Genomic DNA, 20,953 nt, shown 5'->3' with positions numbered 1-20,953 from the left:
ATATTTTGAAAGCACACCTCTGTGATGAAAAACACTTTAATTTTTCCCTCACAGGCTCAACCTCCCGGGGAGGAATAGTAAGTATTATTTCCCTATAATCCTGTCCATATTTTGAAAGCACACCTCTGTGATGAAAAACACTTTAATTTTTCCCTCACAGGCTCAACCTCCCGGGGAGGAATAGTAAGTATTATTTCCCTATATTCTCCACCTACAGATAAAGATTAGGTATAGCGAAAAAAAAAACCGATTGTTTGTTAGCGCTTTCATTTTTAATGACAACTTATTACTGTACATGACGTTTTGTCCTCATTCATTCTGCCTTATGAATCTAGGCGGTACGATTGTGCAGACAAGCAGATGCTGATTTTAGGGATAGCCAATGATTACAACTTCTCATTTAATAACGGTTTACCCATGGTAATCGTCTTGTTCGTTCACCCCTTCCACACCACTAAAGGACCATTACGCAGATTAATTTCCTGTATGTAGATTATTTCTTGTATTATAAATGCAAGTGCCGTGCCAACATGAACTCACCGACAATTAGGCTATTCACCAGTCAGTGAATTCATTATTGAATTGTAAAAATCAAAAGTAACGATTCCATACGGGATGTTCGTCATTCACTATTGACTGAAAAAATCATTTCTGAATCAATAAAATAATTAAATGAAGACATTAAATGAAAGGGATCCAATAATAACCTTCACAGCCTTAATCGTTTTAAGCAAGTCCAGGTTAAAATGCACAAAAAAACAGCACCCTCCATTGTTGGATGGTTTCCAACAATGGAGGTGCTGTTCAAACTAACCTATTCTTTTCCACTGACCTTTAATCGGTATTTTTTAAGTTTCCTCACAATTGTTGCCTGACTGGAATCTAGGGCCTCTGCGATTTCATATGTAGTTTGGTAGGTTTGAGCCGCTTTCGTCAAGATTTCCTTTTCGGCTCTTTCCACCGCTTCTTTTAAAGTTAGGGTATCATTGAGGTTCGGCTGATTCCGATTTTCCGGCTGATATTCTTCCGGAAGGTCGTTAATCGATAATATTTGATTATCCGTCAGCACGACGAGCCTTTCCACTATATTAATCAATTCACGGACATTTCCTGGCCAATCATGTTGATAAAAATATTCCTTCAACCGCGAATCTATTTCTTTTGAGAATTTATATTGTTCGTTTGCTTTTGTTAAAAATAAGTCAGTCAATGCCAAGATATCCTCCCTTCTTTCCCGTAGAGGAGGAATCGTAATCGGAATGACATTCAGCCTATAAAAGAGGTCTTCACGAAACTCACCCGCTTTGACCATTTCCGATAGATTTCTGTTCGTGGCTGCTATTATGCGAACATCGATCTTCTTTGGCTTTGTTCCACCGATTCTTTGAATCTCCCTTTCCTGAAGGGCCCGAAGCAGCTTCACTTGAAGTTGCAGGGGAAGCTCACCAACTTCATCCAGGAATAAGATCCCACTCTCTGCAAGCTCAAACATCCCTGGTTTGCCTTTTTGATTGGCTCCGGTAAATGCCCCTCCTTCATATCCAAAGAGCTCGGATTCCAATAAATCAGCAGGAATTGCCCCACAATTTATTTTGATGAAATCTCCTTTTTTAGATCGGATGCTCCGATTATAAATATTTCGGGCAAGGACATCCTTTCCAACACCCGTTTCTCCCAGAATGAGTACTGTCGCATCTATATCCGATATTCTTTCAGCAATTTCATAAATCATTTTCATTTTATCACTGACAAATACGACTCCATCCTTACTTGTTATCTTCCGCAGTTTTTCGATTTCCTGCTTATATTGATTATTCAGTTCATTTACTTTCGTCAACTCGTGCATCAGTTCATTTAAATCGGATAAATCTCTTATATTCGTAACGACTTGCTCTATTTCCCCTTCTGCATTAAAAACGGGACTTCCTGTAATCAATGTTTCCTTTCCAGCAAAATTATCCTGTACGACTGATACCGTTCGTCTCAGCTTCACTACCTTATGCGTCACCGAAGCATTCAGTATGCCGCGTTTAATTAATTGGTCCACCGATTTGCCGATATAATACTCTTTTGGTATGCCCGTGATCCGTTCAATTGCCGAATTGGTATAAAGCGTGATTCCATCTTGATCGGTGATGTATATTCCATCATAGGAATTTTCGATAATGGCATCCAGTGCGCGATTCAATTTATCCGTTTCATGCGCATCAATCAATAAATCGTCCAAAAATTCTGTTTCACTGCCTATATATAGAATATTGTCAGCATCCATTTGTTTCATTAATAAAAATAAATACCGCTTATCATGCAGCCTTGCAGCTGCAAGCCTTTTATTATCGAGAAATTGCCACTCATCGAATTGTTCGGTTAGTGTATTATTACCATCCTGACTTAACGATTGATTAAAATAGTTGCCCCAATCCTTTATCCGATTTTCAGAATCCACGACTAGTGCAGGGATGGTCGACTCTTTGAGCAAATTAATCCGAGAATCCTGTTTCACTTGATTCATTACTATTCACCGCCGCAAAAAGAATTCTTTTTAAGTACAATTCTGGATAATTTTCGAAACTCCTTTAAAATTGTCGAATTTCGCTCCAAAAAAAGTAGTGATGAAATAATTTTCATCACTACTTTCCCTCAGTAAGTCTTAAAAATAACCTCTCCACTGATTGCTTCCTTACCTGACTGGTTAGTGGCCGCAACTTTGAAAAAATATCTATCCCCATTTTTTTCTTTTAGATCCGCTTGAAGGGTTATGACATCATTCAAGAAAACCATACCTTTGAAACGAATCTTGTATTCTTCGATAAAACCAATTTCATATAGATTACTGAAAAGCTTAGCGAGGTTTCCCATCGTCCACATTCCATGCGCGATGATACCGGGAAGACCAGCATTTTTTGCTTCCTCATCAATCGTATGAATGGGATTGAAATCACCTGATGCGCCGGCATATTTAATGAGGTCCAGTCGCGTTACAGGCGCAAGCTCGATGGAATGTAACGAGTCACCAATATGCAGTTCGGTTAATGTCGTCACTTACTCATCACCATCCTTCTGATCGTTTCATTTATAATGACAAGCTGTTCAGCAGTGAAGACGATTTCCCCATTTGCATCCGTCCCATAATTTTTAAAGGCTAGAAATCCCATTTCCCCTTGTTTTCCTTTTTTCTCATAATAGTCTTTCACTTCCGTATAACAGGTGATTTCTTCCCCTACCTTCAGCGGCCTGTTATAGCGATATATCTGCTCACCGTGAATCAACCCTTTATTCGGTAGATTTAAGCTTTCAATCGTCCCAAAATCAAATACCCTTGGGAAAGTTGGTGGAGCGATATTCGTTCCGTACCTTGATTGCCTGCCTATTTCTTCATCTATGAAAATTGGGTGGGGATCACCAATCGATAATGCGAATTTTTTAACGGCTCCCCGTTCAACTATATTTTTAACGGGGTTGGATCGTTTTCCAATACTTTCGTTGAACATAACATCCCGCCTTTTCCCTTAATTTTTTGGACCGCCCGCAACATATAAAACCTGCCCGCTAATGAATGAGGATGCTTCATCGGCAAAGAATGCAACAGCATGAGCGATATCACTTGGCAAACCGCTTCTGGCAACAGGAATACTGTTTGCCCTGTCCTGGATGAATTGCTCAAAACTCACTCCCACCCGCCTAGCTGTTTCTTTCGTCATTTCTGTTTCGATAAAACCTGGTGCTACCGAATTAGCCGTTATCCCGTATTTGCCCAGTTCGATTGCCAGTGTTTTTGTTAACCCCTGAAGTCCGGCTTTAGCAGCTGAATAATTAGCCTGCCCGCGGTTCCCGAGGGCCGAGGTGGATGATATATTGATGATTCTTCCGTATTTATTTGCAACCATATGCTTCTGGGCAGCACGTACTGCATTGAAAGTACCTTTTAAATGCACATCCATTACCGTCTGCCAATCTGAATCGGTCATTTTGAAAAGTAGATTATCCCGGATGACCCCAGCATTATTCACGAGAATATCAAGCGATCCGAATGTGTCGGCTATTTCTGTTATGGATGCTTCCACTTCTTCGGGATTGACCACATTGGCAACTTTTGTAAAAATGGCATAACCCTTATCCCTTAATTCATTTCCCGTTGATGTCAAAACCTCTTCGTTGATATCGATAATCGCTACGTTTGCGCCTTCACTGGCAAATAGTTCGACGATCGCCAGGCCAATCCCCCTGCTTCCACCTGTAACTAATGCCGTTTTCCCTGAAAATCTCCCTGTCATAATCGTTTCCTCCTAATCTATTATAAAAATTGCCCTACTTTAACATGTCCCTTAATCAAATTTCGGGAAATGATCATACGCTGTATTTCATCCGTACCATCATAAATCCTCCAAAGCCTGGCTTCGCGGTACCAACGTTCGATGGGAAGCTCCTTCGTATAGCCCATGCCACCGTGAATCTGCAATACACGATCAACGACCCGATTCCCCATATTGGCTCCATAGAGTTTAGCCATTGAAGCTAAATGGCGGTTGTCTTCTCCATTATCAAGTGTAAAAGCCGCATTCAATACAAGCCATCTTGCAGCTTCAATTTCTACGGCCGAATCAGCTATCTGCCATTGAATGGCCTGGCGCTCCGCGATCGGTTTACCGAAAGTTACTCGTTCTTTAGCGTATTCTATAGCCATTTGCAGCAATCTTTCTGCCGAACCAACAGCACGTGCGCCCACGATCCATCTTGCAAACCCAATCCATTCCAAGCCTAGTTTATAGCCGCCATGCACTTCCCCTAAGATGTTTTCTTCGGGTACCCTGACATTATCAAAAACTAAACCTGCCGGTCCCCATTCTCCCATCGTATTGATATATTCTGATCTCCAGCCCATATCACGGTCTACAATGAAACAGGTTACCCCTTCCGTCCCGGTTGCTTGATGACGTTCTTTGTCAGTTACAGCAATGGCCATGACGAAATCGGCATCATTTCCTCCAGTGATGAATGTTTTTTCTCCGTTAAGCACCCATTCATTCCCTTCTTTTACTGCCGTCATTTTAATATTTCGCGTATCAGACCCAGCCCCCGGCTCCGTCATGGCAAAACAGGACTTTTTCTCACCATTAATAGTAGGGATCAGATATTTCTGTTTCTGTTCTTCATTTGCATAATAAAGTATGTTATCAGCCGAACCTCCAAAGCTGAATGGTACAAACGTTTTTGATACTTCCATCAAGACAATTGCCATCATAAGCTGCCCTAAGTCTGCCCCGCCATATTCCTCTGGGGTATTGATGCCCCAAAACCCAGCTTTTTTTGCTTTTTCCTGTAAATCTTTCAATGTTCCCTCTGGTAAACTAGGCTTCCCTGCCATTTCATTGCGAAGCACTTCATTTTCCAAGGGTATCAATTCATTTTCCACGAACTTGCGTATTGTTTTTTGTACCATTTTTTGTTCATCTGATAGTCGTAAATCCATATTAACCCCTCCGCTTTCCAATTAGACTAGTTTTGATATTTTCTCTTCAATTGTCCGGTAATGATATTTTTTTGGATTTCGGACGTGCCTTCATATATTCTAGTGATTCGGGCATCCCGATAAAAACGTTCAACTGGATAATCCTTCATGTATCCCATACCGCCATGAATTTGAACGGCCTTATCAGCGACACGATTATATACTTCCGAACCATACAACTTTAGCATTGCCGCTTCTTTAATGATTTTTTCTTTCTGATCGACCATCCATGCAACCCGGTATGTGAATGAGCGAAGTGCTTCTATTTCCATTGCCATCTCGGCAATCATATGGGATACAGCTTGATGATCTATGATCGGCACATTGAATTGTTCACGTTCTGTGGCATATTTAGTAGATAGATCGAGCAAGTACTGACAGGACCCTAAATTACGGGCAGCAAGGCCTGCCCGGCCATTTGCAAGGATCTTCAATGCATTTACATACCCTTGTCCAACGTCCCCCAGTACATTTTCGGCAGGAACCTCGCAATCTTCAAAAACCAATTCGGCAGAATGTGAGCCTCGAAGACCCATCTTCCTTTCCAGGCTACCAACTCTAAAACCCGGAAAATCCTTTTCTACTATGAATGAGGTGATTCCTTTTGCCCCTTTATCTTTGTCCGTTACGGCCATAACCGTAAAAATATCTGCTACATCAGCATTCGTTATATAATGCTTAGTCCCGTTAAGTATATATTTATCGCCATTTTTGACTGCCGTCATTTTGAGGTTCGTAGCATGTGACCCCGCTGCAGGCTCAGTTAAAGCAAAAGCACCAATTCTATTACCGCTTGCCATATCTGGTAGATACTTTTCCTTTTGCATTTCATTGCCCATTTCGACTATCCCTACCGTCCCTATGCCGGTATGGGCCCCAATCAGAGTGGTATACCCATTATGTGTTTTGCCGATTTCCTCATATAAAGCGCATTTTCCCACCATCCCGATTCCGAGCCCGCCATACCTTTCCGGGATACTAAGCCCGAATAGCCCGATTTCCTTCGATAAATTTATAATGGATTCCGGGATATGATCTTCATCCTCTATCTGCATGGAAAATGGATCGATTTGCTCTTCGATAAACTGGCGTATATTTTCTTTTAATAACAGGATGTCTTCATCTAAGCGAAAATCCATTTGCATTCCCCTTTATCTTCGAATTGGTTGTTAGCGCTTTCATATATTATCCGAATAAGCGATATGTTTTTCCTGAAGTTTGCGTTTTAAGATTTTACCTACTGCCGTCTTAGGAAGTTCACTTTCAAATGTGATTGCTTTTGGGACTTTAAAGGCAGCGAGCTGCTTTCGGCAATAATCCTTCAATTCGTTTTCAGTTATTCTTTCACTTGGTTTTAGAACTACCGCTGCATGTACCGTTTCACCGCGATATTGATCGGGAACGCCAAAGACGGCAGCTTCCAGAACCTTAGGATGGCTGTATAAGACATCTTCAATTTCTATTGGATATATATTGAACCCGCCTGCTATGATCATTTCTTTCTTCCGTCCCACAATGTAAAAGAAGCCATCTTCATCCATCTTGGCAATATCACCGGTATGAAGCCATCCGTTTTGAATCGTCTGCCGCGTTTCTTCAGGCATGCCCCAATAACCTTTCATTACCTGTGGACCCTTTATGACCAATTCACCTGGTGTATCAACCAAGAGTGCAGGCTCTCCTGTAATACTGTCAATTATGGCGGCATCCGTATTTTGTATCGGAATCCCGATACTTCCGGGTTTTTGCAGGCCGCTAACTGGATTCCGGTGCGTGACTGGTGACGCCTCGGACAGGCCATAGCCTTCTGCAATCTTTGTCCCGCTCAGTTCGTTAAACCTTGACAATACATTCAATGGCAATGGTGACGAACCCGAAACGCAAGATTTCAATGTATGCAAATCAAATGGATGGGACTGGTAATATTGTAATAAAGCAATGTACATCGTCGGTACCCCTGGAAAAATAGTTGGTTTAAGATCATTGATAATATCGACGATCTCCGTCACCTCAAACTTGGATACAAGAATTAATTCCCCGCCATTATAAAATGTCAGGTTCATCCCTGAAGTCATGCCGTAAACATGAAATAATGGGGAAACGCCAAGTACCCTTTCCTTACCCTTTTGAGTATTGATTCTTGAAGTGGCTGCACTCTGCAGCGTATTGGCTACTATATTACGATGTGTTAGCATCGCCCCTTTAGAACGCCCTGTCGTTCCTCCTGTATATTGGAGGACGGCGACATCTCTAGCAGGATCAATCTCCACACTGAAATCCGCTTCTGTTACTGTTAGCAGTTTTTTTGTCATTTCACATTTGCCCTTTTCCAGCGACACGCTTAACACCTTTTCAACATCGGTTGCAGCTATAACGGCTTCAACTATTGGTTTTAAATCATCTAGCACAATGATGTGCCTTGCACCTGAGTCTTTCAGGACATGTATTAATTCGTTCGCCTTATACATTGGATTGATTTGGACAACAATGGCTCCATTCAAAAGAGTTCCAAAAAAACCAATTGGATATTGTGGACAATTAGGAAGCATAAGAGCCACTCGATCTCCCTTTCCAATCCCTTCAGCAGCAAGCAAGCGGGCACATCTTTTCACTAATGTCCCCAACTCTGAATATGTATACCTTTGCTCCCTGAACGTAACCGCTGTTTTATCCGAATATTGTTCGACTGATTGATAAAATAGTTCCGTCAAAGACATGTCAGGAATATCAATCTCGCTTGGGTTTCCTTGCGGGATATGTTTTTTCCAAGGTCTATCCATTGGCCCACCCCTTTCTTCATTCAAAAAAATAAAGAAGTCATACTAAACAATATGCAAGGAGTGTGCCAAAAATAAATCGTTATGTTACGCTGATTCATTCAATGGTAAAATTCAAAATTGAATTATTTGCTGCGCCCTTAATAATATTAGGTTCATAATGCTAGGATTTAAAATTGACTCAATAAGTCATTTTTGAATTTAGAGATGCTTTCGTAAAAGGTATCAACTTGTAGTACGGGGCATGTGGAGAAGGATATTATTTGAAAATAAAACGGGATGCTGATCAAGATCAGCATCCCGTTTTAAAAAATGATTCACTGCTCTATGGCGGAGTCATCTTCCAATGATATTTTCCATAATTCTTTCGCTTTTCCACTGACCGTTTCATCAAAAACAAATGATCCATTCGTATATCGATCATGATTTTTTAATGAAGCGGCATGAATCGTTTCAATGGTTCCCTTTTCAGAAAGAATGAATAGGCTGTCCGTTTTGTTAATGATATCAAATCCAATGACCCTATGAGGATTCGATTTCAATTCCCTCAAGACCACGACACCGCGTTTTGCCCGGCTCGTTTTTTCAAACTCGGTTAATTTCATTTTCTTTATGGCCCCGCGCTGTGTAACGATAAAGATCGATTCTTTACTATCCTTGGCCAAAACCTTTCCGCCAATGACATAATCATCTTCTTTCAAATTAATCCCTTTGACTCCTGCTGCCCGAACACCGACAACACTTACTTCTTCTTCATCAAACCATAAACCATAGCCATTATGGGTGACCAGGAAAAGGTCAGCCTGTCCATCGGTATGATGGACATCGACAAGTTCATCGTCACCTTTTAAATTGACACCAACCAGCGGTTTTGAATGACGCTGGGCTTTATAGGAAGCTAATTCTGTCTTTTTCACCATACCATTTTTCGTGATGAACAATAAGAATTCCGGCACGGCAAACTCTTTGATTGGAATCGCTTTTATGATTTGTTCTTCCCTGTCGATTGGTATGATGTTCGCGATATGCTGACCGGTTTCCTTCCAACGAATATCAGGAAGCTGATGAACTGGACAATAGAGGTAGTTCCCTTTGGATGTGAACAGCAACAGGACATCAGTTGTATTCATCTCCAGCCTCTGGAGCAGGCGATCGGAATCCTTCATGCCAAAATCAAGACCGCCTGATGCTGCATAGGATCGTAACGAAGTCCGTTTTACATAGCCTTCTTTCGTCACGGTCACCATCACGTCCTCACTCGCAATCAATACTTCAAGATTGATTTTGATTTCTTCAATTTCTTTTTCGATTTTGGAACGACGTCCGTCATCAAAGCCCTTTTTAATGAATCGAAGTTCTTTTTTAATTACTTGAAGAAGAACTTTTTCACTGCCAAGAATCTTTGTCAATTCCTCAATTTTGTTTTTCAATTCCGCCGCCTCTGCTTCAAGTGCTGTAATATCCGTATTTGTCAGCCTGTATAGCTGCAAGGAGACAATGGCTTCAGCTTGCGCTTCTGTAAAATCGAATTTAGCAATGAGGTTATCTTTGGCATTCCGTTTGTCTTTAGATGCCCGGATGACAGCGATGACCTCATCTAATATGGACAAAGCCTTCACTAAACCATCGACGATATGTGCCCGGTCATGTGCCTTTTGCAACTCATAACGTGAACGGTTCACGATTACCTCTTTACGGTGTTCGATATATGCATCGAGCATTTTTGGCAGGCTCATCAATGTTGGCCGTTTTTTATAAATCGCGACCATATTGAAATTGTATGCAATTTGAAGATCGGAATTTTTGTATAAATAATGCAGGACTCCATTTGCATCTGCTTCTTTTTTCAGTTCGATGACAATCCGCAGTCCCGTACGGTCGGTCTCATCCCTAACTTCGGCGATACCTTCCACTTTCCGGTCCAGACGGAATTCATCCATTTTCTTAACAAGGTTTGCTTTATTGACTTCATATGGGATTTCAGTGATGACGATTTGCTGTTTGCCCCCCCGAATCGTTTCCACTTCCGCCAACCCGCGAATGATTATTTTCCCTTTACCTGTCTCATAGGCCTTACGAATGCCTTCAATGCCTTGGATGATACCGCCAGTAGGAAAATCCGGCCCTTTAATGACCGTCATTAAGTCAGCGACAGTCGCTTCCGGCTTATCGATTCGCATAATGGCCGCATCAATGACTTCACCTAGTTGATGTGGCGGGATTTCAGTGGCATAGCCTGCTGAAATTCCTGTAGAGCCATTTACAAGCAGGTTAGGGAACATTGCTGGCAATACAATGGGCTCCTCTGAAGTATCATCAAAGTTCGGTACAAAATCGACCGTCCTTTTTTCAATATCCCGCAGCATCTCGGAGGCAATCGACGAAAGCCTTGCTTCCGTATACCGCATCGCAGCAGGCGGATCGCCATCAATACTACCGTTGTTTCCGTGCATTTGGACCATGACCTTCCGCAGCTTCCAGTCTTGGCTCATCCGAACCATTGCCTCATAAACGGATGAATCTCCGTGAGGGTGATAGTTACCAATTACATTACCGACCGTTTTTGCGGATTTCCTGAATCCTTTTTCCTGGGTATTTCCTTCGACATGCATCGCATACAATATCCTGCGCTGCACCGGTTTTAAACCGTCCCTTGCATCTGGAAGTGCCCGATCTTGGATGATATATTTACTATAACGCCCGAAGCGGTCACCAATTACCTCTTCTAGCGGCAAATCTCGAAACGTTTCTTCAAATACCATCGTTAATGACCTCCTCTTCAATCGACATATTTTCATTATCTAAAATATTCGATTCCTCTTCGAGACCAAAAGCGACATTGGCTTCAATCCACTTACGACGCGGTTCAACCTTATCTCCCATCAACGTTGTCACACGTCTTTCCGCACGGGCACCATCATCGATCTTCACACGTATCAATGTCCTTGTTTCCGGGTTCATGGTGGTATCCCATAATTGATCGGCATTCATCTCACCCAGCCCTTTATAGCGCTGAATCATATAGCCTTTTCCCACCTTGTCTATCGCTCCCTGAAGTTCCTCGTCGCTCCAAGCATATTCAATGACTTCTTTCTTCCCGGTCCCTTTACTCACTTTATATAAAGGGGGCAAGGCAATGTAAACCTTTCCAGCCTCTATTAACGGCTTCATATAGCGATAAAAGAATGTCAGCAGCAGCACTTGGATATGGGCTCCATCGGTATCGGCATCAGTCATGATGATCACTTTATCATAGTTAGTGTCAGGCGTATTGAATTCCGCACCGACACCTCCGCCGATTGCATGGATGATCGTATTTATTTCCTCGTTTTTAAAAATATCCGCCAGTTTTGCCTTTTCCGTATTGATAACTTTACCCCGCAATGGCAGCACTGCTTGGAATCGGCGATCGCGTCCTTGTTTAGCGGATCCCCCAGCAGAGTCCCCTTCTACAAGATACAGTTCATTCCGTTCGGGATTTTTCGATTGAGCTGGTGTTAATTTCCCAGAAAGGATGGCATCGGATTTTTTCCTTTTCTTCCCGCTTCTTGCGTCTTCGCGAGCCTTGCGTGCCGCTTCCCTTGCTTGGAACGCTTTAATCGCTTTTTTTACCAATAGGGTACTCGTGGTCGGATCTTCTTCAAAAAAGTAGGCTAAGTGCTCTGATACGATGGAATCGACTGCAGAACGGGCTTCACTTGTTCCAAGCTTGCTCTTGGTTTGTCCTTCGAATTGAAGAAGTTCTTCAGGGATACGTACTGAAATGATTGAAGACAAGCCTTCACGTATATCGGTACCTTCGAGGTTTTTATCTTTTTCCTTCAATAGCCCCATCTTTCTGGCATAATCATTAAATGCCCGTGTCATGGCCGTTTTTGCGCCAATCTCATGGGTGCCTCCATCTTTTGTACGAACATTATTTACAAAGCTTAAAATATTCTCTGAATAGCCATCGTTGAATTGAAAGGCTAGTTCGACTTCTATCCCATTTTGTTCCCCTTCTAAGCTGACTACACTATGAAGGGTCTCTTTTTCTTCATTTAAATAATCGACAAACGCTTCAATGCCATTTTCATAGTAAAAAACTTCATTATGGTCGTTACGCTCATCCGTCAATTCTATCTTCATGCCTTTTAAAAGAAAGGCTGATTCGCGAAGACGCTCACATAGGATTTCATAATTAAAAGTAGTCACCGAGAATATTTTTGGATCGGGCTTGAAGTGGATCTTGGTACCGGCTTGATTGGTTTTACCGATTTTCTCCAGAGTGGTTTCTGGCTTTCCGCCATTGAAAAACCGTTGTTCGTAAATGAACCCGTCCCTTTTTATTGTGACGACAAGCCATTCAGACAACGCGTTAACGACCGAAGCACCGACTCCATGAAGCCCTCCACTCGTTTTATATCCGCCTTGTCCAAATTTACCTCCAGCATGAAGAATCGTCAAAATGACTTCAGGCGTCGGTTTACCTAATTTATGCATGCCAATAGGCATTCCGCGCCCTTTATCAGACACACTTACACTGTTATCTTTATGTATTTTCACACTAATTTGGTCTCCATATCCAGCTAAAGCCTCATCTACGGAGTTATCTACAATCTCGTACACTAAATGATGAAGTCCGCGTGCATCAGTACTGCCGATATACATACCGGGACGTTTTCTGACCGCTTCGAGTCCTTCCAGTACCTGAATTGCATCATCATTGTACTCGATTGTTTTTACTTTCTTTGCCACAGAAATTCCCCTTTCCTTACTAAAACACAATTTCCGGGCCAAATCATACTGCAATGAAATGACTCACTAGCTAAACAAATCCATTAATACGTTAATATCATATAAAAAGTATAATACTTTTACGAACAAAGAACAAGTGTTCTATTTTTTTGTCCTTTTTATTAGCGTTAGCACATTTATGTGGAACAAAACGTATCATAGCTACCTTTCTAATTGTAGCGGTAAATTTTCATTTGGCAAATATACTTTTACTATTTTTAATCAAATTAAGCGTCCATGGCTTAAATTTGCCCTGCCTTTTGACTTCTTTCGGTCGAAATAAAGCCACACCTTAACAAAAAGAGCGGAAGATCCGCTCTTCATTTTACTTAGTAAGGGCGTGTTCGACTTTTATACATCGATTCATGATGACAGTATATCCTTTTTCTTTCAAGAAATTATAGGCTTCTTCATTTTCCACACCCTGCTGGGCCCAAAAGATATCAGCATCGATTTCTGCAAATTCCTTGGCTATCTCCGGTAGGAACTCTGAACGGCGGAAAACATTGACGATATCGACGTGCCCTTCAATATCTTTCAGGGCTTTAACCGCCTTGACACCCAGCACTTCAGATACAGCAGGGTTTACCGGGATGATTTCATAACCGCTATCCTGCATGGCCTTCGATACCATATAAGAAGTACGGTCAGGGTTATTAGATAAACCAACGACAGCTATGCGCTTCGATTTTTTCAACATCTTTCCCATTTCTTCTCTGCTCGGATTTTCTATCATTCTTTTCTATCCCCTTTATAATAAAATGTAATATTTGAATAAAGAGTATTCCTTAAAAAAGGTATTTTACAGAGGAAGCTGTTTATTACCATTATTAAGAAAAACCATTATACAAGAAAGAATAAGTTTCGAAAAGGCATGTTCACTTAACTTTCTTTATGTTCATACAGACTACCACGGATTGTAACAATTTATACAAGGAGGCATCCTTCATTTTATATTTACGAAAATAAGGAACCCTAAACCTTTCACCCTTCATGAACTTAACGTATATCAAAAGATGTAAGTTCATCAAGGAAAATCATTTTTTTAGTGGATTTTTTTTTGGACAGCCGTACCATTTTGTCACGAAAATGTTACAATAAGAGAAGCTTAACAGGTGTTTTAAAGCTGTTTTTGGCTATTTCTACACGTTTATTTTTGAAAAAGGGAACAATCGCCCCTGAACGTGATAAAAAAAAGAAGATTTTTCTTAAAAGAAAGGGTAATAGAATGCTTACATTTATCACTATACTGGCTGCCTACCTGATCGGTTCGATTCCTTCCGGTTTAATAATCGGTAAAGCTTTCTACAAAATCGACATCCGGGAGCATGGCAGTAAGAATCTAGGCGGGACAAATACCTTCAGGACACTTGGTGTCAAGGCAGGGCTTACCGTTACTATCATGGATATACTTAAGGGTACCCTGGCAACTTTTCTTCCGTATATGCTAGGCGTGGACATGCATTTATTGCTAGCCGGAGTTATTGCGGTAGTCGGTCATATGTTTCCCATTTTCGCAAACTTTCGGGGCGGAAAAGCGGTGGCTACTTCTGCTGGTGTCATTCTTGCTTATGAACCATGGTTTTTTGTCTTTGCCGTCATCATTTTCTTTATATCCTTATACATATCCAAATATGTCTCGCTTTCATCCATGATTGCTTGTCTACTTGCTCTCATCTACAGTTTAGTTTTTCATATTGATGATTTGGCGCTCATTATTGTAATCAGTATAATAACGATCTTCATTTTTTACCGGCATCGCGCAAACATCAAGCGGATTATCGATAAAACTGAACCTAAAGTAAAATGGTTATAAACATGTAAAAATAGGCCCGTATGCATGGGCCTATTTTCCATTCTACAATTCATTTGCCGTGTTATTCAGGATATCGGCATGCCTCGAAACTTTTTCAGTAGCGTTTCCTATTTCCTGGATGATTGACACTAATTCCTTAATTGTCATTTCCATTTCTGCAGAATCCGCTATATTCCCGTTGATGACTCCGATTATTTCATTGAAGGAATTTTCCGTCAATTCAGATTCTTTCTCGCCTGCTTGAACTACTTCCTTGACCCTTAGGACAGAATCAACAACATCCTTCATATATTCATTTGATGTTTGCACGATTGCATCTATTTCAGCTATCGACTTCTTAGTCTGTTCAGCAAGTTTCCTGACCTCATTCGAAACAACCGCAAATCCATTACCATGTTCACCTGCCCGTGCTGCCTCGATGGCTGAGTTCAATGATAGTAAATTTGTCTGGTCGGCCATTCCCTGTACAAGCTTAACAAACTCGGTGATGCTTAAGAAAGATTGGTTTAATAAAATGATCTTTTCATCAACATTTTTCATGAAATTAACAAGGTTTTGTATCTTTTCCGTTAAGATCTGCATGCGCTTCTGCCCCTCTTCAGCCATTGTTTTCGAACGAAGTGATTGATCAGCGCGCGTTGCGATCTGCATTTTGACAAATTGCCCGTTTTCTATCAATTGCTTAACGGAAGCATCCGTTTCTTCACTTAAATACAAGACTTCTTCACTAACTAACGAGATTTTCCTTTTTACTTCCTCTTTTATTTCTTTATATTGATTTTCCCTAGCTTTTAAATGTTCAACTTCATATGCCTCAAGGACTAATTGCTGTTCGAGATTTAGTATCTTTCCTATCGCTGATATTAATGCCCGCTGCTCATCTTCATTCTTGGTTTGTTCAAAGACAATTCTTTGAAAGTGATTCTGTACATTTTGAAAACCGGATGAATACCACCGGGGCTGTAAGCCAATACGATAATGAGTCTTCGCCACCTTTGTCCGCAATTTAACAAAATCATCGTCAATCAAACCATTGAATAAAGATAGCATATGGGTAATTAACGTTTTCCTCAATTTTCCCACCGTGCTGTGTTCAGTGATTATCCCTTTCAATTCAGGAACCTGCAGAATCGTTTGATAAAAGGCATCAACAACTCCCTCTACCTGGGGCTCGATTGCCTCTCTAAAGGCATGTATCAGCTTTAAATCGAATTCCGTTAAATCGATGATAGTCACCTGCATTTTCACCTGTTCACTGCTTACATCCAATATGCCCTCTGTTTCTTTTGCTTTTTGAAACCAGATTGCTTTTTCCTGCTTCGCTTTTATGAAGATCCCCATATCCCACTCCCCCTGATTTTGTAATTCACGATAAAGCGGATCCAAGATATTCTACCCAATACTACACAGGTCTTTATATCCATAACGTTTAAAGTGAACCAAATTCACATAAAAATAATAATCCATTTAGACTATATGCATTTTATTTTGGCCTCATTTCAAGTCTTTTGTCAAGGTAAAAAGTCCTAACATGCTTTTACATTAATTTCCCATCAAATCAATAGTATGGTTTTCGTTTAATGGATAAATGGTCAAGTAAGGATTGAATAATTGAAGAACAGAGGCTACACTGGAACTAGCTATTATATACGATAGGAGAAAGTGCCATGAAGCCATTGCAAATATCACCGGAAACCGCATTAAAGTTATCCAAGTCACTAAACTTACCTTTAGAGCAAATCATGCATATGCCTACACCCGTTTTGCTGAGAAAGCTTGCCGAGGCTGAAGCAAAAGAAAAAGGAAATACAAAATAGCTGCAGGAATCTGCAGCTATTTTTGTATTTCCTTTTCAGTCATCTATGGAATCCAGCCAGTAACTAATTAAATACTCTTGCCTTATAAATCGGCATATAACATGCCTTCTTTATATTGTAAATAATCCCCACTTAACCGACTGCGCTGGATGATCTCATACCCATAAATATCCTTTTGCCAATAATGACAATAGCACCTCGTACTCCCTTTTAACATCTCGTTTTCCGTAAATCCTCACAATAAATAATTTCAGAACCTTGCTAAAAAATACCAAAATCACTAATATTCTTCTGCTATTCTGTGTGATATTTAGCTTAGGAATCAATAAAAAAAGCAAAAAAACCGCACATAGGCGGTTTTTAATTGAAAGTCAATTCTTTTGCCCAATCAGGCAAAGGCTTTTTCTTGACTGATATTAATTGTTCATTTTCATAGGTACAGACGAATTCTTGTGGTGGTTCATCCTGCAATATATCTTTTAGGTAATACTTTATGTTGGACACAACATCAATTGCCTCCATAACCCATTGATATGGCTTCCAGGCAAGTTCCCCTTCATCACAGGCAGATAGCCCGCCCCCTGCATCTTCAGCTCTGTAAACATACATTCCACCCGTTTGATTCCATGTCACGATTCCTCGAAAGACCATCCCCCTTACTTTCAATCCAGTTTCTTCAAAAATTTCGCGTTCCATCGATTCATCGATGGTTTCACCTTGTTCTATCTTCCCGCCTATGCCATTCCATTTATGCTTATTGGGATTCTTTTGGCGAAATAGCATCAACACTTCGACTTCGTTGAATTTTTTTCGAGTTATGAAACAAATATTATAGATAATATCCATGGGTTAAATCCTTTCTTGAACGCACATTATTCGCATCTACTTCATAATTACTTTATACTTAAATAACGAACCTCTAGGAAGGAGAATGAGTATGAAACTGACCATTTCCGATCAAGCAGCAAAGTGGTATATTGATGAGCTGGGGCTTCAAGAAGGCTCTCATTTACGCTTTTATGTAAGATATGGCGGGCATAGTACCGTCCAAAGCGGCTTTTCATTAGGTATCATGCAGGAAGAACCTGAAACTGCAGCAGCCGCAACAACTTTGAATGAGATTAATTTTTATGTAGAAGAAAAGGATTTATGGTACTTTGATGGTCACGATTTACTTATTACTTTTAATGAAAAACTGACTGAACCAGAATTTCACTATGAAAAGAGTGCTTGACAATAAAGCAGCGGTGTAACCGCTGTTTTTTCTTGTTCAATCGAGCAGACGCTCTTTAATATCTTCCGCTCTAAGAATTTCCGCTTGCTTTTCTCCTAAAAGATCGAAATGTGAATAGCCATCCTTCCTGTGATGAATCCACTCTTTTTTAAGCCCGTATTGCTTACCCCACTCCGATAAACGCCGTAAATCTTTGCATCCCACTTTTGTAACCGTCTTGCAACCGGGAAATCGGTCATCCAGCCAATAATGAGTTAAAAAAGCAATTTGGCCTTGATCGATTTTCTGCTTCCAGGCTACTACGTCTACCCGTTTAATCCCAAAAGCCATCTTTTGATCACCTCAATAATTATAATTAAACCAATTCATCCTGCTTTTTATTTTTCTCATAGGCCTCATGCCATTCAGGATACATGCGTTTAATGGATATCGGGCGGAAGCTCTCCTTTTTAACGCAAACGTGGGAAGAATGACCTGTAGCCGCTACTTCATTTTTCCCATTAACGATCTCATACCCATAAACGACCCGCAAGCCGTCATATTTTTCAATCCAGGTTTTAATTTTTACCTTATCACCATATCTAACAGGGGTTTTATACGAAGCCTGAATATCCATAACAGGTGAGAGGATGCCATCCGCTTCCATATCAGCATAATAAAACCCTAAATCATTTATCAATTTTGTCCTGCCTAGTTCCATCCATATTAAATAATTCGCATGGTAAACAACACCCATTTGATCTGTCTCTGCATACCGCACTTCAATTTCGTTTTCAGCTATGAACATTTTGTTTCCCCACTTTCATTTCTATTGCAATAAACATTTTACCATAACAATTGTGCAAAATTCATTTAAGCTGTCTTAATCTGGACTGCTTCCCTTCAATGAACCTAAATAAAAGAGGAGAAAGATTTCTTGCCTCTTTCTCCCCTTTACCTAGTTATTTACATATTATCGTTACTATAACCGCTTTCCCGAGCTTCCTGCTCATCTTGCATTTCTTCCTTCATTCCATCAATGCTCTTTCTTCTTCGTTCATTTTTAGCCTGAATTGCCTGTTTTTCCTCCCCTGAAGAGAATGATAACGTTTCATTTGCAGCGATTATGTTCTCTTCCGTATTTTCTATTGCATCTTGAATTTTTTCAACATTATCCAAACGATTATCCGGATTGTTCTTATTTGTGCCCATTAATTTCACCTCATGTTTTTTTATTTACATAATATTATTACGATTACTTTATTAAGCCTTGATTACTCGCCTTTAGTTTGAATGACCTGAGGATGTTTCCCGGATTTGTCCTGCATTTTCTTACCGTTATTCCCACCTGCTGCTATTGGTTGTGTCCCTAGATGGCTCGGTCTAAAGTGTTTGGAATCTTTTTTTGGATTACCCATTTTATCGCCTCCTTCTCTTATCCTTCTCTTATCATGGATAAAAAAGAGGAAATTCATGAATGCCAGTTTTTGAAAAAGCCATGAAAAAAGAGCCAGCACCTTGAAGGGACCTTCATGGCACTGGCTCTTTTTAAGCATAAACCTATTCAGCCTTTTGCATATGTTTTTTTTCAAGACGTTCCTCAAGTCTTTCCATTTGCTTAACGTCCATCAATAATTCCCTTTTATTTTCTTTAATTAATTCTTCAAATGTCCTTTTTCTTTTCTTCATACTTTTCACCTACTTATTTTTAATATAATTTTCAGTATTGCCAAATTAACGTAAAATTATGACTATATGGTTTACATCCCTTTAATTGTCATAATTATCAGATTTTTAACCTGATTAAAATTCCATTTATCCGCTCTCTATACTTTAACCCTTTTTTCATGAACATTAACCATAATTTTTTAAATTTTTTGATTTTTTCATTAAAGTTTGACAACTTTGTTAACAAATAATAAAACAGAACTTCATAAGGGTTCCTTCAGAATGTAGACTAACCTCGATGAAAATCGAGGTTGTCTACAGTTTTTTTGGTTTGTACAATGTACGTTGATTTCCTCTCCAGGCACTCGCTTTCCGGGGCGGTCCTGGACTCGCTTTTCCCGCAGGAGTCTCGTACCTTCCGTTCCAATCAACTTTGTTTTAACTATTAGATAGAACCCTTTTGCCTAAAGTCTTCACTGCCTTAAAATAGAATTAATAAAACTTGAGGTGATGAGGATACTTTCTAAACATGATTCTATTCAGCGAGATCGAACTGGAAATGATTACTTTTATACCAACTGGTGCCACGTAAAATGGAGGCTGCCATTGACAAAAGGGTTCGGAATTTTTTAATTCCGCCCCCCTCTTGTCTACAAACTGAAACAGAACCTTTATAGGTTCCGTTTCAGTTTGTAATTTTCCCTCCGACTGCCGCCAAGTCTCCTAGCCCCATGCATCTAGCCGGGTTTGGGCACCGAGTTTCGCTAATTCCTTCAATACTATTGGAACTTCATAAAGTTCCCCTACTGCATACTATTTATATTTCGTTCCATATCTTTTAATTGCATGGCTGAAATTACCTTATTCCTGATGATGCCTTGTTTGTCGATGAAGTACGTTGTCGGTATGCTAAGAATCTTGTAGCGCTCATTCACTGGATTTTTGGCACTTTGACTGTCCAGCGGTATGGTAAAAGTAATTCCATTATCCTCTACAAATGCTTGTACATCATTTTCAGGGTCAATATTGACGGCAAGTACGACGACATCATCACCCGCTTGCTGTGTATATTTCTCCATATCCGGCATTTCCTTCTTGCAAGGCGGACACCACGTTGCCCAAAAATTCAGCATTACCTTTTTGCCCTTATAATCCGATAATTCAACTTGTTTCCCATCCAAAGTTTTCAGGGAGAAATTCGGTGCTTTAGCTCCAATTTTCAATCCGCCCAAAGCATCTTTTTCGTTATTTTCCTTTGAGTCATTATCCATCGCCTGCACAATCGCTACAGTAATAAGTGATAGTAAGGCCACCGAAGCAATAATTTTTTTAAGCATACTCGTCCCCCTAGTCCCATTACAATAAAAATATTAGTCC

At 40.3% G+C, this 20,953-nt stretch carries 21 protein-coding genes; 3 read left to right on the top strand and 18 right to left on the bottom strand.

Going from position 1 to position 20,953, the window contains the following annotated elements:
- Positions 1-814: 814 nt before the first annotated feature.
- The 10 genes from ACIROD_RS17680 to ACIROD_RS17635 form a co-directional block, all read right to left on the bottom strand.
- On the bottom strand, positions 815-2,512 hold the full coding sequence (locus tag ACIROD_RS17680) for a sigma-54 interaction domain-containing protein (protein WP_402942510.1): 1,698 nt from the start codon (positions 2,510-2,512) through the stop codon (positions 815-817).
- Positions 2,513-2,640: 128 nt separating this feature from the next.
- Positions 2,641-3,042, bottom strand: a complete 402-nt coding sequence (locus ACIROD_RS17675) for a MaoC/PaaZ C-terminal domain-containing protein (RefSeq protein ID WP_402942508.1) — start codon at positions 3,040-3,042, stop codon at positions 2,641-2,643.
- On the bottom strand, positions 3,039-3,491 hold the full coding sequence (locus tag ACIROD_RS17670) for a MaoC family dehydratase N-terminal domain-containing protein (RefSeq protein WP_101221909.1): 453 nt from the start codon (positions 3,489-3,491) through the stop codon (positions 3,039-3,041). The genes ACIROD_RS17675 and ACIROD_RS17670 overlap by 4 nt, the downstream gene beginning before the upstream one ends.
- Before the next feature lie 18 nt (positions 3,492-3,509).
- Positions 3,510-4,274, bottom strand: coding sequence for an SDR family oxidoreductase (locus tag ACIROD_RS17665; RefSeq protein WP_402942505.1), 765 nt, complete (start codon positions 4,272-4,274; stop codon positions 3,510-3,512).
- Between the two features lie 20 nt (positions 4,275-4,294).
- Positions 4,295-5,470: an acyl-CoA dehydrogenase family protein gene (locus ACIROD_RS17660; protein WP_402942502.1), complete on the bottom strand. Its 1,176-nt coding sequence runs from the start codon at positions 5,468-5,470 to the stop codon at positions 4,295-4,297.
- A 26-nt stretch (positions 5,471-5,496) separates the two neighbouring features.
- Complete coding sequence (locus tag ACIROD_RS17655) at positions 5,497-6,648, bottom strand: acyl-CoA dehydrogenase family protein (protein ID WP_063233560.1); 1,152 nt, start codon at positions 6,646-6,648, stop codon at positions 5,497-5,499.
- Positions 6,649-6,687: 39 nt separating this feature from the next.
- Entirely contained in the window at positions 6,688-8,289 is a 1,602-nt protein-coding gene (locus ACIROD_RS17650; protein WP_402942499.1) for a long-chain-fatty-acid--CoA ligase, read from the bottom strand.
- Between the two features lie 314 nt (positions 8,290-8,603).
- The gene (parC, locus tag ACIROD_RS17645; RefSeq protein WP_101221905.1) at positions 8,604-11,048 is read right to left on the bottom strand and encodes a DNA topoisomerase IV subunit A; all 2,445 of its coding nucleotides are present in this window, start codon (positions 11,046-11,048) and stop codon (positions 8,604-8,606) included.
- Positions 11,038-13,023: a DNA topoisomerase IV subunit B gene (gene parE, locus ACIROD_RS17640; RefSeq protein ID WP_101221904.1), complete on the bottom strand. Its 1,986-nt coding sequence runs from the start codon at positions 13,021-13,023 to the stop codon at positions 11,038-11,040. The genes parC and parE overlap by 11 nt, the downstream gene beginning before the upstream one ends.
- A 364-nt stretch (positions 13,024-13,387) precedes the next feature.
- Positions 13,388-13,798, bottom strand: a complete 411-nt coding sequence (locus ACIROD_RS17635) for a CoA-binding protein (RefSeq protein WP_230176391.1) — start codon at positions 13,796-13,798, stop codon at positions 13,388-13,390.
- A 492-nt stretch (positions 13,799-14,290) separates the two neighbouring features.
- On the opposite strand from ACIROD_RS17635, the gene plsY reads away from it, so the two are divergent.
- Positions 14,291-14,878, top strand: coding sequence for a glycerol-3-phosphate 1-O-acyltransferase PlsY (plsY, locus tag ACIROD_RS17630; protein WP_230176392.1), 588 nt, complete (start codon positions 14,291-14,293; stop codon positions 14,876-14,878).
- 42 nt (positions 14,879-14,920) lie between these two features.
- On the opposite strand, the gene ACIROD_RS17625 is transcribed toward plsY, so the two are convergent.
- The gene (locus ACIROD_RS17625) at positions 14,921-16,219 is read right to left on the bottom strand and encodes a protoglobin domain-containing protein (protein ID WP_402942494.1); all 1,299 of its coding nucleotides are present in this window, start codon (positions 16,217-16,219) and stop codon (positions 14,921-14,923) included.
- A gap of 326 nt (positions 16,220-16,545) precedes the next feature.
- Between ACIROD_RS17625 and ACIROD_RS17620 the strand changes: the two genes are divergently transcribed.
- Positions 16,546-16,695, top strand: coding sequence for a YycC family protein (locus ACIROD_RS17620; RefSeq protein ID WP_065310839.1), 150 nt, complete (start codon positions 16,546-16,548; stop codon positions 16,693-16,695).
- A 360-nt stretch (positions 16,696-17,055) separates the two neighbouring features.
- Here ACIROD_RS17620 and ACIROD_RS17615 read toward each other — a convergent pair whose 3' ends face one another.
- On the bottom strand, positions 17,056-17,541 hold the full coding sequence (locus tag ACIROD_RS17615) for an NUDIX hydrolase (RefSeq protein ID WP_402942491.1): 486 nt from the start codon (positions 17,539-17,541) through the stop codon (positions 17,056-17,058).
- 91 nt (positions 17,542-17,632) lie between these two features.
- On the opposite strand from ACIROD_RS17615, the gene ACIROD_RS17610 reads away from it, so the two are divergent.
- Positions 17,633-17,929 carry a HesB/YadR/YfhF family protein gene (locus ACIROD_RS17610; protein ID WP_402942488.1) on the top strand — a complete coding sequence of 99 codons (297 nt, stop codon included), beginning with the start codon at positions 17,633-17,635 and terminating at the stop codon, positions 17,927-17,929.
- Between the two features lie 36 nt (positions 17,930-17,965).
- On the opposite strand, the gene ACIROD_RS17605 is transcribed toward ACIROD_RS17610, so the two are convergent.
- The 6 genes from ACIROD_RS17605 to ACIROD_RS17580 all read right to left on the bottom strand — a co-directional run bounded on the left by ACIROD_RS17605 (position 17,966) and on the right by ACIROD_RS17580 (position 20,913).
- Positions 17,966-18,259, bottom strand: a complete 294-nt coding sequence (locus tag ACIROD_RS17605) for a hypothetical protein (RefSeq protein WP_101221898.1) — start codon at positions 18,257-18,259, stop codon at positions 17,966-17,968.
- Positions 18,260-18,284: 25 nt separating this feature from the next.
- Positions 18,285-18,716 (bottom strand): acyl-CoA thioesterase, encoded by a 432-nt coding sequence (locus tag ACIROD_RS17600; RefSeq protein WP_034312417.1) that lies wholly within the window; start codon positions 18,714-18,716, stop codon positions 18,285-18,287.
- Between the two features lie 158 nt (positions 18,717-18,874).
- Positions 18,875-19,120, bottom strand: coding sequence for a small acid-soluble spore protein Tlp (gene tlp / locus ACIROD_RS17595; RefSeq protein ID WP_063593348.1), 246 nt, complete (start codon positions 19,118-19,120; stop codon positions 18,875-18,877).
- Between the two features lie 62 nt (positions 19,121-19,182).
- Entirely contained in the window at positions 19,183-19,326 is a 144-nt protein-coding gene (locus ACIROD_RS17590; protein WP_057275900.1) for an acid-soluble spore protein N, read from the bottom strand.
- A gap of 142 nt (positions 19,327-19,468) precedes the next feature.
- Complete coding sequence (locus ACIROD_RS17585; RefSeq protein WP_072272906.1) at positions 19,469-19,597, bottom strand: FbpB family small basic protein; 129 nt, start codon at positions 19,595-19,597, stop codon at positions 19,469-19,471.
- Positions 19,598-20,379: 782 nt separating this feature from the next.
- Positions 20,380-20,913 carry a TlpA disulfide reductase family protein gene (locus ACIROD_RS17580; RefSeq protein WP_101221897.1) on the bottom strand — a complete coding sequence of 178 codons (534 nt, stop codon included), beginning with the start codon at positions 20,911-20,913 and terminating at the stop codon, positions 20,380-20,382.
- Positions 20,914-20,953 lie beyond the last annotated feature (40 nt).

This window comes from Peribacillus sp. NPDC101481, from assembly GCF_044767165.1.
In the GTDB taxonomy this organism is placed as follows: domain Bacteria; phylum Bacillota; class Bacilli; order Bacillales; family DSM-1321; genus Peribacillus.
Note: the sequence above shows the minus strand (reverse complement) of the source record. Positions and strands in the feature narration are given on the sequence as shown.

What these genes read in the sequence shown, in the direction of transcription:
- ACIROD_RS17680 (WP_402942510.1), bottom strand. Translation starts at nt 2,512, where the DNA reads ATGAATCAAGTGAAACAGGATTCTCGGATTAATTTGCTCAAAGAGTCG.
- ACIROD_RS17670 (WP_101221909.1), bottom strand. Translation starts at nt 3,491, where the DNA reads ATGTTCAACGAAAGTATTGGAAAACGATCCAACCCCGTTAAAAATATA.
- ACIROD_RS17665 (WP_402942505.1), bottom strand. Translation starts at nt 4,274, where the DNA reads ATGACAGGGAGATTTTCAGGGAAAACGGCATTAGTTACAGGTGGAAGC.
- ACIROD_RS17660 (WP_402942502.1), bottom strand. Translation starts at nt 5,470, where the DNA reads ATGGATTTACGACTATCAGATGAACAAAAAATGGTACAAAAAACAATA.
- ACIROD_RS17655 (WP_063233560.1), bottom strand. Translation starts at nt 6,648, where the DNA reads ATGGATTTTCGCTTAGATGAAGACATCCTGTTATTAAAAGAAAATATA.
- ACIROD_RS17650 (WP_402942499.1), bottom strand. Translation starts at nt 8,289, where the DNA reads ATGGATAGACCTTGGAAAAAACATATCCCGCAAGGAAACCCAAGCGAG.
- parC (WP_101221905.1), bottom strand. Translation starts at nt 11,048, where the DNA reads ATGGTATTTGAAGAAACGTTTCGAGATTTGCCGCTAGAAGAGGTAATT.
- ACIROD_RS17635 (WP_230176391.1), bottom strand. Translation starts at nt 13,798, where the DNA reads ATGATAGAAAATCCGAGCAGAGAAGAAATGGGAAAGATGTTGAAAAAA.
- plsY (WP_230176392.1), top strand. Translation starts at nt 14,291, where the DNA reads ATGCTTACATTTATCACTATACTGGCTGCCTACCTGATCGGTTCGATT.
- ACIROD_RS17625 (WP_402942494.1), bottom strand. Translation starts at nt 16,219, where the DNA reads ATGGGGATCTTCATAAAAGCGAAGCAGGAAAAAGCAATCTGGTTTCAA.
- ACIROD_RS17620 (WP_065310839.1), top strand. Translation starts at nt 16,546, where the DNA reads ATGAAGCCATTGCAAATATCACCGGAAACCGCATTAAAGTTATCCAAG.
- ACIROD_RS17615 (WP_402942491.1), bottom strand. Translation starts at nt 17,541, where the DNA reads ATGGATATTATCTATAATATTTGTTTCATAACTCGAAAAAAATTCAAC.
- ACIROD_RS17610 (WP_402942488.1), top strand. Translation starts at nt 17,633, where the DNA reads ATGAAACTGACCATTTCCGATCAAGCAGCAAAGTGGTATATTGATGAG.
- ACIROD_RS17605 (WP_101221898.1), bottom strand. Translation starts at nt 18,259, where the DNA reads ATGGCTTTTGGGATTAAACGGGTAGACGTAGTAGCCTGGAAGCAGAAA.
- ACIROD_RS17600 (WP_034312417.1), bottom strand. Translation starts at nt 18,716, where the DNA reads ATGTTCATAGCTGAAAACGAAATTGAAGTGCGGTATGCAGAGACAGAT.
- tlp (WP_063593348.1), bottom strand. Translation starts at nt 19,120, where the DNA reads ATGGGCACAAATAAGAACAATCCGGATAATCGTTTGGATAATGTTGAA.
- ACIROD_RS17590 (WP_057275900.1), bottom strand. Translation starts at nt 19,326, where the DNA reads ATGGGTAATCCAAAAAAAGATTCCAAACACTTTAGACCGAGCCATCTA.
- ACIROD_RS17585 (WP_072272906.1), bottom strand. Translation starts at nt 19,597, where the DNA reads ATGAAGAAAAGAAAAAGGACATTTGAAGAATTAATTAAAGAAAATAAA.
- ACIROD_RS17580 (WP_101221897.1), bottom strand. Translation starts at nt 20,913, where the DNA reads ATGCTTAAAAAAATTATTGCTTCGGTGGCCTTACTATCACTTATTACT.